Source organism: Rhodococcus globerulus NBRC 14531, assembly GCF_001894805.1.
Taxonomy (GTDB): domain Bacteria; phylum Actinomycetota; class Actinomycetes; order Mycobacteriales; family Mycobacteriaceae; genus Rhodococcus_F; species Rhodococcus_F globerula.
In genome coordinates this window covers 552,172-564,544 of record NZ_BCWX01000001.1, presented here as the reverse complement: position 1 = coordinate 564,544, position 12,373 = coordinate 552,172, and the positions used below count along the sequence as shown (strand labels likewise).

The 12,373-nt window shown below is 62.0% G+C and carries 10 protein-coding genes; 5 read left to right on the top strand and 5 right to left on the bottom strand.

Translation table 11 applies throughout. The annotated features are described in order from the left end of the window. Positions 1–3: 3 nt before the first annotated feature. A complete protein-coding gene (locus tag RG2_RS02370; RefSeq protein ID WP_033235679.1) occupies positions 4–1,164 on the bottom strand; it encodes a globin domain-containing protein in 1,161 nt (386 codons plus the stop codon). Between the two features lie 236 nt (positions 1,165–1,400). On the opposite strand from RG2_RS02370, the gene RG2_RS02365 reads away from it, so the two are divergent. After that, positions 1,401–2,585: a nitric oxide synthase oxygenase gene (locus tag RG2_RS02365; protein WP_033235680.1), complete on the top strand. Its 1,185-nt coding sequence runs from the start codon at positions 1,401–1,403 to the stop codon at positions 2,583–2,585. A gap of 6 nt (positions 2,586–2,591) precedes the next feature. Here RG2_RS02365 and RG2_RS02360 read toward each other — a convergent pair whose 3' ends face one another. Together RG2_RS02360 and RG2_RS02355 are read right to left on the bottom strand one after the other, a co-directional pair. Then, complete coding sequence (locus RG2_RS02360; RefSeq protein ID WP_033235823.1) at positions 2,592–3,974, bottom strand: CitMHS family transporter; 1,383 nt, start codon at positions 3,972–3,974, stop codon at positions 2,592–2,594. Positions 3,975–4,069: 95 nt separating this feature from the next. Beyond that, a complete protein-coding gene (locus tag RG2_RS02355; protein ID WP_080711807.1) occupies positions 4,070–5,110 on the bottom strand; it encodes a Bug family tripartite tricarboxylate transporter substrate binding protein in 1,041 nt (346 codons plus the stop codon). 113 nt (positions 5,111–5,223) lie between these two features. On the opposite strand from RG2_RS02355, the gene RG2_RS02350 reads away from it, so the two are divergent. After that, positions 5,224–6,867, top strand: a complete 1,644-nt coding sequence (locus tag RG2_RS02350; RefSeq protein ID WP_230590268.1) for a sensor histidine kinase — start codon at positions 5,224–5,226, stop codon at positions 6,865–6,867. Next, entirely contained in the window at positions 6,864–7,532 is a 669-nt protein-coding gene (locus RG2_RS02345; protein ID WP_033235681.1) for a response regulator, read from the top strand. The genes RG2_RS02350 and RG2_RS02345 overlap by 4 nt, the downstream gene beginning before the upstream one ends. A 40-nt stretch (positions 7,533–7,572) precedes the next feature. Here RG2_RS02345 and RG2_RS02340 read toward each other — a convergent pair whose 3' ends face one another. Then, entirely contained in the window at positions 7,573–8,247 is a 675-nt protein-coding gene (locus RG2_RS02340; RefSeq protein ID WP_033235682.1) for a GntR family transcriptional regulator, read from the bottom strand. Between the two features lie 273 nt (positions 8,248–8,520). Between RG2_RS02340 and RG2_RS02335 the strand changes: the two genes are divergently transcribed. Both RG2_RS02335 and RG2_RS02330 read left to right on the top strand, forming a co-directional pair. Next, positions 8,521–9,936 carry an MFS transporter gene (locus RG2_RS02335; RefSeq protein WP_033235683.1) on the top strand — a complete coding sequence of 472 codons (1,416 nt, stop codon included), beginning with the start codon at positions 8,521–8,523 and terminating at the stop codon, positions 9,934–9,936. Positions 9,937–9,938: 2 nt separating this feature from the next. Beyond that, a complete protein-coding gene (locus RG2_RS02330) occupies positions 9,939–10,640 on the top strand; it encodes an aspartate/glutamate racemase family protein (protein ID WP_033235684.1) in 702 nt (233 codons plus the stop codon). Between the two features lie 98 nt (positions 10,641–10,738). On the opposite strand, the gene RG2_RS02325 is transcribed toward RG2_RS02330, so the two are convergent. Beyond that, positions 10,739–12,313, bottom strand: a complete 1,575-nt coding sequence (locus tag RG2_RS02325; protein ID WP_033235685.1) for an AMP-binding protein — start codon at positions 12,311–12,313, stop codon at positions 10,739–10,741. Between the last annotated feature and the right edge of the window lie 60 nt (positions 12,314–12,373).

The following is a 12,373-nucleotide window of genomic DNA, read 5'->3' as shown; positions in this document are numbered from 1 at the left end:
CGGTCAGTACGTGGGATCACTGCGGACGGTCGCGGCGTCGATGCCGACGGCCCGGAGCCGGAATTTGGTGCTGTTCACGACGGATTCGTTGCCGACGACTTGAATGTCGCATCCCGCCCAGTTCCCGAACGATGTGACGACCTTGCCGACTTTTCCGGTCATGCGCTTCGGCATTCCGATCGGTGACAGCGGTTCGGTCTCGGTGTGCCACCACGGATTGGTGTCGTCTTCCGAGACCGGGACGATGGTGAGCCAGGGATGTCGCTCGGCGAGGGCCCACAGATGTGGGAGGTCGTACAGATCGCACGGATGCGCACCGGAGTAGAACAAGTGAACCTTGCGAGTATTGCCGCGACGGATCAGTTCCAGAATCTGTGCGCGCAGCGGTGCAACGCCGGTTCCCGACGCGATCATCAGGAGGTCTTTGGTGTTCTCCGGAATTCCGAGGCCGCCGATCGGTGACCCGATCACCCAGATGTCTCCGACGGTGGTCTGCGTGACCATTGCGGGGCTGACCCAGCCGCCGGTTACCTGACGGATGTGGAACTCGATGATTCCCGATCCGTCCGGCGGATTGGCCGGGGAAAGGTATCGCCACATCCGGGGCCGCGCGCCAACCTGCACACTGACGTATTGACCGGGTCGGTAGTCCATGGGCTGATCGAGTTGGAGTCGCACGATCGCGACTCCTCTGATCGCGGTGCGCGTCTCGATTACCGTGGCGCTCCAGGCGGGCGGTCCGTCTTCTGCGTTTGCCGCGTCCATCATGGCTGCGGAGATGACAGCCAAGGCGTTGCGCCAGGCGCTGTCGACCTCGTCGGTCCACATCTCGGCGCCGCCGAACAGCTCGAAGGCTTCGATCATCGAATTGCCGACGGCTTGGTAATGCTCGTCCGTTACACCGTATTTGCGATGATCGCGGCCCAATTGCGCGAGATATTCAAGAATTTCGTCGGTCTCGTCGAGTCGTTCGACAACGTAAGCTATCGCCGTGAACAGGCGGTCACGCTGCACGTCCATTGCAGCCGGAAAGAACTCGCGTGTCTCCGGTGAGCGCGCGAACAGCAGCGAATAGAAGGTCCGGGCAAGCCGCTCCGGGCCGCCTTCTTCAGCGACGATGGACTTGAAGCTCGACCGGACCAGAGAAATTGCTTGCGAATCCACGCTTATCCTCGTCCCGATTTTTCGCGGCAGACCAGCCGCAAACTTTCCGAGGGGAGCTTATGTCACAAATGTCCAACTCGTAAATGTTTGGCCGTATATGTCACACGTCACGTCGATTTTTTCGGTACGCCCGTCCCTTTTTCGCCGGGGGGTGCAAAATAAGCAAGGGTTTCGACACGCTCGACAGTTGAGCTAACGTCCAGCGAAATCCGAACCAGCCAAACAGGAGTCGTGCCGTGGATATTGTTCGACCGGATGCATTGCCAACAGGTAGCGCTCCTTCAACTCCGCTCGCATCACATCCTCCGGTGCCTACCGATCTTCAACGCCGCGAACTCGAGTGCGTGGAGTTCTTCGACTCTCCGGAACTGAGCCACCTGCCGACGTCGAGAAGACACGAAGCGCTGCGGGAACTGCATCGGACCGGAACGTACACCCACACCGCCGAAGAACTTCTGGCCGGAGCCAAACTCGCGTGGCGCAACCACGCACGGTGCGTCGGACGCGCACATTGGCGCACCCTCAAGCTCATCGACGCACGCGATGCCGTCACCGCATACGCACTGGCGGAAGCCTGTTGGGAACACCTGCGACTCTCGACCAACGGCGGCGCACTCCAGTCCGTCGTCACCGTCGGACCACTTCCCCGCGAGGACGGGCAGGAGTACCGCATCCTCAGCCCGCAACTGATCCGCTACGCCGGCTACCGGCAGCCGGACGGCACAATTCTGGGCGACCCGTGGCACGTCGACCTGACAGAACAGGTTACGTCGATGGGATGGAAGGGCGCCGGAACGCCGTTCGACGTTCTACCCCTGCTCATTTCGGTTCCGGACGAACCACTGCAGTACTTCGACGTGCCTGCAGACCTTGTCCTCGAGGTACCCATCGAGCATCCCGACTACCCGTGGTTCGCTGACCTGGGCCTTAAATGGCACGCCGTTCCGGCAGTCTCGGACATGAATCTCGATATCGGCGGAATCGTCTACCCCTGCACTCCGTTCAGCGGTTGGTACGTCAGTACCGAAGTGGGCGCCCGCAACTTCAGCGACACCGATCGCTACAACATGCTTCCCGCCGTGGCATCGCATTTGGAACTCGATACGAGCCACGACCGCACTCTGTGGAAGGACCGTGCTCTGGTCGAATTGAACCGCGCAGTTATTCACAGCTATCGCAAGGCCGGCGTCATCATGGTCGACCACCACACTGTCGCAAAACAATTCATCGACCACATCGCGCGCGAAGAGAAGGCGGGACGCAAGTGCCCGACGGACTGGTCTTGGGTGAACCCGCCGATGTCCAGTTCTCTCACTCCGACGTTCCATCGCCTCTACGACGAGCCAGATCTCTCCATCCGCCCCAACTTCGTGACGAAGAAAAAGGGCACCGACCAAGGTCGATGCCCCTTCCACACGTGATCACGCTCAGAACGGGATCTGCCCCAACGCAACTCCGACCACGAGCATCGTGATCGAGATGAGGCCGGCTCGCCACAGGACCTTCTTGTGGTGATCCGCCAAAGACACACCGGCTAACGTCACGAGCAGCAGAATCGCCGGGACCAGCGGGCTCTGCATGTGTACTGCCTGCCCGGTGATCGACGCCCGCGCCATCTCCACCGGCTCGATTCCGTACTGCGCCGCCGTCTCCGACAGCACCGGCAGTACGCCGAAGTAGAAGGCGTCGTTGGTCATGAAGAACGTGAGCGGAATGCTCAGGACGCCGGTGATGACGGCCAGGTGGGAGCCCATCGCGTCGGGTATGACCTGCAGAAGCCATTCGGCCATCGCCTCGACCATGCCGGTGCCCTGAAAAACGCCGGTCAGCACAGCTGCCGCCAACACCATCGCGACAACGGACACGATGCTCGCCGAGTGCCGGGCAATCGCCTCACCCTGATCCTTGACGGCAGGGAAATTCACCGCGAGAGCGATCGACGACGCGATCATGAACAGCACCGGGATGGGCAGAACATCCATGACGAGAACAACCAGAAGGACAGTCGTCAGCGCGGCGTTGAACCACAGGAGCTTCGGCCGCAACGTATCCCGCTTGGGGTCGAGGCCGTCGATGAAGCGTCCGGTGTCGCCGCCGTCGTCACTGTCGTCGGCATTGCCACTGTTATCACTGCCGGCGCTGGAAGTTCCTCCGTTTCCGACCTTTTCGAGGATGCGTTCAGAAGTGAGGACCAAAGTCCCGATCCGGCGACGCTCCATGATCCCGAGATGAACCGAAAACCCGAGCACCATGATCAATCCGACGATCAGCGACGGCACCATCGGAACAAAGACATCGGACGGCGAAAGTCCCAAGGCGCTGGCGGCCCGGACGGTGGGGCCGCCCCACGGAATGATGTTCATCGTCGCGTTGGACAGCCCGGCGACCACTGTCAGCACCACCGGACTGACTCCGAGTTTGAGGTACAGCGGCAACATCGCGGACGTCACGATGATGAACGTCGTGGAACCGTCGCCGTCGAGGGAGACCACCATCGCCAGAACTGCGGTGCCGACCACCAAGCGCATCGGGTCGTCACGCACCAACCGGAGAATGAACTTCACGAGCGGATCGAACAACCCGACGTCGATCATGATGCCGAAGAAGATGATCGCGAAGAACAAGAGCGCCGCGGTGGGGGCAAGCGATTTGATGCCGTCGGTGATCATGTCGCCGATACCGAGGCCCGCTCCGGCAAGCAATCCGAAGGCCACGGGAACCAGTGTCAGTCCCACCACCGGTGTTGCACGTTTGGTGAGGATGAGAAACATGAACACCGCAACCATGAGGAAGCCGAGTGTGACGAGCATGGTGAGCTCCTTTGCGTACGGAACGAGGAGAAGAAGGCACAGCAAATCCAGCTGATGTCCTACTGAGGGTGAAACGAAACTTCTGTGTTGACGCCCTACCGGTCCAAAGTCGCAGCAACAAACCGGGATTGATCTTGCAGGAACTCGGAGAACTCGGGTTCCGTGAGAACTGCACTGTTCCAACCGTTTCGGCGGGAAAGCTCGTTCCATCGCGGGCTGGCCGTCAAGTCCGTCACCAGCGTCTGCAGACGCAGTCGCTGATCGTCGGTCAGCCCAGGCGGCGCCATGAGGCCTCGCCAGTTCGTGAAGGTGACGTCGACGCCCAGTTCAGCCAAGGTGGGCGCGTCCACCGCCGGGGAGCGCTGCGGTGAACTGACCGCAAGAACCCGAACCGTTCCTGCCGCAATCTGATCCAGGTATTCACCGAGACCGGTTGCCGCGACATCGACCTGCCCGGTCAATAGCGCTGGGAGCAGTTCACCGCCGCCGTCGTACGTGCGCGACGGGGACAGCGACGGATCGACGCCGACGGCCCGCGCCAGGAGAAGCCGGAACAGCCCGTCCGGTCCGCCTTCGCTCGAACCCCCGCCTATCGAGATCGACGACGGGTCTTGGGTCCACGCCGATGTCAGATCCGCCAGGGTTGTGAACGGCGAATCTGCCGGAACCAGAACAGCTTCCGGTTCGTCCATCAACCGCGCGATCGGGGTCGCGTCGGCAAGCGTGTGCTGCGACGGCAGAATTTCCACGGATCCGAGCACACCGAGCCCCATCACCATGAGGAGATCGGAGTTACCCCGTTCGAGAACCAGTCGGTTGAGTCCGACGATGCCACCCGATCCGGGCAGAACCACGACGTCGGCGGTGGCGGTTCCCTCGTCGGCAAGGGCTTGCACCATGGTTCGGGCGGTCAGGTCGTAACCACCACCGGCAACCGACGGCACCAGGATGCGCAATTCCTCGGAACTGGCTCCTGCCTGGCCACCAGCGAGGAAGGACTCGACCGGAGTGCATCCGATCGCCGCCGCGAGAGCCATCGCGCAAGCAGCCAGCAGGGCGATACGCCTGCTCAGCCGCGTCGATGCACTCATGATGTTGCCCTTTCCTGCCTGGTTCGATGTGTGAACAGATTTCATACTGGCGCACTTTGTGACTGGAGTCACCATTGGGAACGCAAAGTGCTTTGTGCTCATTGTGCTCACAAACAGCCACTTTCCCGGCGCCCGACTACCGCGCTAGGGTCTGGCAGGTGTCCACAGGAAACGCGCAGGCCGAACGCATACCGCTGCGCGCCCGCTTCCGCCGTCGGAGACAGACGTTGGCGACACAGCTACTCGAACTGCAACTCCTGATCGTCGTGGCGGTTCTTCTCTGCGTCACCGCGCTCTCGCTTGCGCAGTCGTCGGCGAGTTTCCAGCGCGAGGAGGGGCGCCGCGCGCTCTCGGCAGCAGAGTCGCTTGCCGCCAATCCGGCAGTGCGAGAACTACTCCCCGGGGCTCAGACCCGTATCCGCTCGGGGCTGCAGGGATCTGTCGACTCGGTGCGCGCAATCTCCGGCGTCACGTACGTGTCCCTTGCCGATCGAGAGGGCACCGTTGTCATTTCCACCCGCCCCGGCGATGTCGGCACTGCCCTGCCGCAGACTCAGGGCCGGTCCGAGACGGGACTGGTCGACACGTCCTCCGGCAAGGCCGTCGAAGCGCAGGTTCCGATTCTCGGCAACGAGGGTTCGATCATCGGCAGCGCCGTAGTCGGGATCGAGTACCCGTCGATCTGGACCCGCCTACTGCAGTCGGCGCCGAACCTCCTGGTGTATCTCGCAGTTGCTTCGGTGATCGGCGCAGTCGGCTCGATCCTGTTGGCCCGCAGGGTCAAACGGCAGACGCTCGGCATGGAACCCGGCGAGATCCTCGATCTTGTCCGCCACCGCGAGGCAATGCTGCGCGGCCTCAAGGAGGGAGTCATCGCCTTCGACGCGCAGGGGCGTGTAGTGCTGATGAGCGAGAGCGCCCACCAACTTCTCGACATCGCCTACGGCAGCGCGGGCAAATCCGTCCGAGATCTAGGACTCGACGATCGCTTGCAGAGCGTTCTGACCTCCGGGACAACGGAATCCGATCAGTTGGTTCTGGTCGGCGATCGGCTGCTAGTTCTCAACACCGTGCTCATCGAGTCCAAAGGCCGCACCATCGGGTCGGTCACCACGTTCCGCGATCGCACCGAATTGCGGGCTGTGGAGGAAGAACTCGACGTAACCAAAACCAGCACCGACGCACTGCGCGCTCACATTCACGAGTTCGACAATCAACTGCACACCATTTCCGGTCTCATACAATTGGGCGAATACGACGAAGTTGTCGGCTACGTCGAAGGCTTGACCATGGAGCGGGCGCAGATCAGCGCGGCGGTCACCGACAAGATCGCCGATGTGGGCACCGCCGCGCTTATCATTGCCAAGATCGGCGCGGCGGCACAGGGATTGGTGACCGTCGACTTGTCTGCCGATTCGCATCTGGGCACTCTCGAACGCGCGCTCGGGCGCGATGTGGCGACGGTGGTCGGAAACCTCGTCGACAATGCCGTCGATGCCGTCGCTGAAATGTCGGAGACGGAGCGGCGCACGGTTCGGTTGTCCATTCGCGGTTTGGGCGCCTCCGTCGAAGTGCGTGTCGAGGACGCCGGCCCCGGTGTCGCGCCCGAAAATCGAGAGCGGGTGTTCAGCCAGGGCTGGAGCACCAAGGGACAATCGAGCGACGGTCACGGATTCGGGTTGGCGTTGGTGCGCCTGACATGTCGGCGGCGCGGCGGTGACGTCTCCGTGAGCACTCACACTGCGGAGGGTCTCGAGTGGACCGTCTTCACGGCAGTCCTACATGACGGAGAGAGCGCATGATCCGAGTTCTGGTAGTCGACGACGACTTCATGGTCGCGCGTGTGCACAGCGGATTTGTCTCGCGGATAGACGGTTTCGAGGTATGCGGTGTTGCGCACTCCGCCGAGGCCGCGCTGGCTGCCGTCGGAGACCTGGTTCCCGATCTGGTGCTTCTCGACGTCCACCTGCCCGGAACAACAGGGCTCGATCTCATCGCCCCGTTCCGGGAACTGGTGCCCGAACTCGACGTTCTGGTGATCACCAGCGAGCGCGAGGCAGGCTCGGTGAAGAAGGCACTACGCAGCGGGGTCGTGCATTATCTGATGAAGCCGTTCACATTCGACGTTCTCCGTGACCGTCTCGAGCGGTACCGATCGACGTACGCGAACCTCGACAGCGCGGGTGAAGCCGAGCAGACCGCCGTCGACGAAGCGTTCGGTGTAGCCGGCGTTGTGGCAGCACCCCTGCCGAAGGGCCTGAGTCCCGAGACCCTGCAGTTGGTCGAGACCGCACTGCGCGGAGAAGCGGAACCTGCCTCGGCGACAGACATTTCCGAACGCGTCGGCATCTCGCGGGCAAGCGCGCGTCGCTACCTCGAGCACCTGTGCGCGAGCGGGCAGTCCACCACGTCCCTGAAGTACGGAGTGGTGGGCCGCCCGGAACGACGCTACGTCTGGAAACGCTGAGACCTGGAAACGCTGAGGTCTGGACAAGCTGAGGTCTGGGCTACTGATTCGGATCGTATCCCGGTACCGAGGATAACGTCTCGAAGGTGCGCGCCCTCCCCCATTCCACGTGCGAGTAAGCAACTGCCGCAGCTAGTTCGACGTCGGCGTTGGCAATGGCTTCGACCAAGGCGACGTGCTCGCCGTGACGCTTGGCTGGATCCCGTTCCATGTTTGCCACGTTCAGTCGCTCGCTACGTTCTCGCAACGGTTCGGTGATGGTCACGTAGAGCGTGTTGCCTGCCAGCGCTTCGATTCCCTTGTGCACCTGCCCACTCGAGAAATGGAATGCGTCGAGATCACCGACGTCCAAGGCGGCGCCTGCCCGTTCGAGCGCCCCGAGCAACAATGACGCGTCCGCGCCACGCACCACCGCTGCGGCCGCTTTTTTTGCGATCAACGGTTCGAGCGCCGATCGGATGTCGTACAGTTCGTCGACTCCGCTGCGCGTGACGAAGGTGACCACTGCCGGACGACGCTTCGACAGCTTCACCAAACCGGCGGCTTCCAGTAGTGGAAGCGCCTCACGGATCGGAACCCGGGAAACGTCGAGTTCAGCGCTGATGTCACGTTCAGGTAGCGGCTCTCCAGCGCGCAAGCGACCGTCGAGAATCCGCGCCCGGATTTCGTCGAACACAACACGTGACAGGCTTTCCGGTCTCTCTGGTGCGCCCACGTGGTTACGACTCCTCTTTCGTTGATGTTCCCCCACACGATATCCAGCACCCCAACTGAGCGTTCTTGGTATACCAATTCCTCTCTGTGCTCCATATAGGTACCCGCGGCCAACTCCGCCGGACCGTCCAGTTTCGTTGAATATACGCACTTGGAAACACAATCTTTACCGCCAAGCAATCGCATCGCCGAAATCTGGACATAGATTCCTGACCGAGCTCAGGTATACCAATCAACTCATTCTTACCGTCCTTGAACAACGAAAGGCACCGCAATGGTGACTGTTGATCCACACATGAAACCGCACGGCGAAACACCCATCGAACGCACCAGCCTCAGCAACCAGATCGAGGCGTCGTACAGCAGGATCGGCATCACCTCCGCCCATATCGGCATCGTCGCGATGGTCTTGTTCGGTGTCTTCTTCGACGCGATCGAGCAGAACACCGTTGGTATCGCTGGTCCGGCTCTCAAGGAACAGTGGGGAATCGGTGGAACCCAGATCGGTCTGCTGAACACCGCGACATTCACCGCAGTCGCATTGGGCCGCCTGCTTGCCGGGGCGTTGATGGACCGCTTCGGACGCCGAACCCTGCTCGGAGCAAACCTGTTGGTGTTTGCCGTCGGTTCGTTGCTGTGTGCGCTGGCACCGAATTACGAAGTCCTCGTTGGCGCGCGGTTCTTGGTCGGACTGGGCCTGGGCGGCGAAATAGCCACTGCTGTGATCATGCTGTCCGAGTTCTTCTCGGCAAAGCACCGCGGCACCGCTGTCGGCCTGATCAACGTTGCCGCAGCAGGTTTGGGAAATATGCTTGCCCCATTGTTCGGAGTCATTGTCTTTGCCATCTTCTCCGGCGACAACGCGTGGCGCTGGCTCTTCGGTGTGCTGATCCTGCCGGCCCTAGCAGTTGTCGTCTATCGGCGGGCTTTGCCGGAAACACCTCGCTATCTTGCCGCGACCGGACGGATCGATGAAGCAAACATCGTGATCAATCGCCTTGCGCAGGGCAAACTTCGGGGCGAAATCGAGGTTCAGGAGCAGTACCTCGACGCGTCGACGGCTGCAGAAGTCACCACGACCACGACCACGCGGTGGACCGAGATGTTCGGGAAGCGGTTCCGTCGCGCAACACTCTCACTGGGCACTGCAGTCTGCATGTCCTACGCGGCTCAGATCTCGATGCTGACCTTGATCCCCGTCATTCTCACCGAGCGCGGCATGTCGATCACCAGCGCCCTCTGGTACACGCTGGTCATGCAGACCGGTTCATTGGTGGGTGCGCTGACAGCGGCCATGATCGCGCGTCGGCTACCTCGTAAAGTCACGCTGACCGCGGCGGCGATCTTCGGTGTCGTCGCAGGTCTGGGGTTCGGGTTCTTTGCAGTCAACATGCCGCTGGTCCTCATCTTCGGAGCACTGTTCAACTTCTGCGTCATCGTCCTCAACACCACCATCTGGCTGTTTGCGCCGGAGCAGTACCCCACCCGCATCCGCGGCCTGGCCACGTCGGTCATCCTCGCCCTTGGTTCACTGTCCGGCGGGTTGTTCCCGTTGATCGCCGGTGCGGTTCTCGATTCATCCGGTGTCGGAGCCATGTTCGCGATGCTCGCCGGCCTGTTCGCAGTCTGCGCCATCGCCGTTCAGTTCCCCCAGGAAACCGTGGGTCAGCCCATGCCGGAGGATGACTGATCATGTCCACCGATACCGATCGCCGTCGCACCATCCTGCTCGTCAATCCGAACACCAACGCAGACACCACCGATCGCATGGTCGCCAAAGCCAACATGGTATTGACCGGCACGGGTTTCCGCACGGTCGGTGTCACTGCGGCGCGCGGTCCGAAGATGATCGTCGAACCGCAGGCTTTGGAAAACTCTGCGCGGTGGGCGGTCGACGCAGCGATGGTGGGTATCGATCGGTATCAACCGGTCGCGGTGATCGTCAGCGCGTTCGGCGATCCCGGCGCCGACGAATTACGTTCTCGCGTCGAGATCCCCGTCATAGGCATCGGACAGGCCTCGATACTGGAAGCCGCGCAAGACGGTCGACGATTCGCCATCGCCACCACCACGGGACTGCTCGCGGACGCGATGAACGACCTTGTCCAGTGGTATTGCCCGACAGGGGATTACGCCGGACTGTGGTTGACCGAAGGCGATCCCCTGACCCTGGCGCAAGACACAACGGCCAGTGTCAGCCAGTTGGGGAGCGCGATCGACGGTGCAGTCGCGGCGGGCGCGCGAGCCGTGGTGATCGGCGGCGGACCGTTGAGCGAACCCGCACAAGTGCTCTCGCTGCGCACCGACGCCACGGTGATCGAACCTATTCCAAGCGCAGTCCGGAAAGCGCTGGCGGAGTTCAGCGTGTCGGAGTGCAGTTCAACTCGAAGCTGACACAGGTTTTGCGAAGTGAGCAGCCCTTGCATCCTGCTGCAGGGGCTGCTCACTCGAGGAAAACTGTGCTCACTCCTACTGCCAGCTCACTCCGACGACTACACAGCGCGGTCGCTGGTCTCCCAGTACTGCGCGCGCAGAGCCTTCTTGTCGAGCTTGCCGAGCGGTGTCAGCGGCAGGCTGTCCACGAAGTCGATGCTCTTGGGTGCGTGTACTGATCCCTTGGCCGCCTTCACCCGCTCGACCAGCTCTTCGGTACTGACGGTGAGCCCGCCGCGCAAAACCACGCACGCCTTGACGGCTTCGCCCCACTTGTCGTCCGGCACACCCACCACGGCCACGGACGCGACGGACGGGTGCGCGGAGATCACGTCCTCGATCTCGCGCGGGAACACGTTGAAACCGCCGGTCACGATCATGTCCTTCTTGCGATCGACGATGGACAGGAACCCGTCGACGTCCTTGCGCGCGATGTCGCCGGTGTGCAGCCAGCCACCGCGGAAGGCTTCTGCAGTCTCGGCGGGCTTCTTCCAGTACCCCTTCATGACCAAAGGACCTCGGACGCAGATCTCACCGAGTTCGCCCTGCGGCACCTCGTTCAGATCGTCGTCGAGCAGCCGGACATCGAGCCACGGCACCGGGCGGCCACACGTGGCAAGTCGGACCGGGTCGTCGGCGAGGTGCTCTTCCTTGCGGAGCACCGAGATGGTCATGCCGCACTCACTCTGACCGTAGAACTGGAAGAAGATCTGACCGAACTTCTTGATTCCTTCCTGCAAGCGGGCCGGTGACATCGCGGATGCGCCGTAGAAGAGCGTCTGCAGACTCGAGACGTCCCGCTTCTCGAAATCCGGATGGTCCATGAGCATGTAGATCATGGTGGGCACCAACATGGTTGCCGTGATCTTGTACTTTTCGATCGCTTCGAGAACTGCTCCGGGCTCGAAGGCGGGCAGCACGATCAGCGCGCCGCCCCGCAGGAGCGTCGGAGTGAAGAACGCGGCACCGGCATGGGACAGCGGCGTGCAGATGAGGAAGCGATTCTCCTCGGGCCACTGCCATTCCGACATCTGGATCTGGTTGAGCGCCGCGCCCGAACGGAACGACCCGATAACACCTTTCGGCTTTCCGGTTGTGCCGCCGGTGTACACCATGCTGCTGGCGTCCTCGGCGTCGACGTGCGCGGCTTTGAGCGGCTTCGGCTCGAAAGTTGCCGCTAGAGCCAGAATGTCGATGCCGATCTCCGACGGGCCCATCGACAGGATCGTGGTCAACGACGGCGACGACGCCTTCAACTCGGCGGCCCGGTCCTCGAAAGCGTTGGGGTCGAAGATGAGGGTCTCGATCTCGGCGTCGTCGACGATGTACTTGTGGTCGTCGAGGGAGCCCATCGGATTGAGAGCGCTGGCGCGACAACCGGTGATCATGGTGGCGCCCATGCTGATGAGTACTTCGGGTCGATTCTTGGAGAGCATCGCCGTGCTGGTGCCCTGGGTGATTCCGAGCGACGCGAGTGCCTGGGCGAAGCAGCTGATCTGATCGCGCATCTGTCCGCCGGTGAGAACAACGTCGCCGATGTACAGCGCCGGCTTGTCGTGGTTCCGTTCGAGGGCGGTGATGAGCAGGTCCGGACCGTAAATCGGTCGGTGGAGGTCAGCAAACTCGTCTGTCATCTGGTCTTCCTTCTGCTTGGCCTGCCGTCATCGAGATGTGCTCCCGGTCACGAATACGTT

Coding starts and splice junctions, on each gene's coding strand:
- RG2_RS02360 (WP_033235823.1), bottom strand. CDS start 3,974: ATGCTCGTCACACTCGGCTTCCTCATGGTTGCGGTGTTCATGTTTCTC.
- RG2_RS02355 (WP_080711807.1), bottom strand. CDS start 5,110: ATGAAATCTGTTCACACATCGAACCAGGCAGGAAAGGGCAACATCATG.
- RG2_RS02345 (WP_033235681.1), top strand. CDS start 6,864: ATGATCCGAGTTCTGGTAGTCGACGACGACTTCATGGTCGCGCGTGTG.
- RG2_RS02335 (WP_033235683.1), top strand. CDS start 8,521: ATGGTGACTGTTGATCCACACATGAAACCGCACGGCGAAACACCCATC.
- RG2_RS02330 (WP_033235684.1), top strand. CDS start 9,939: ATGTCCACCGATACCGATCGCCGTCGCACCATCCTGCTCGTCAATCCG.
- RG2_RS02325 (WP_033235685.1), bottom strand. CDS start 12,313: ATGACAGACGAGTTTGCTGACCTCCACCGACCGATTTACGGTCCGGAC.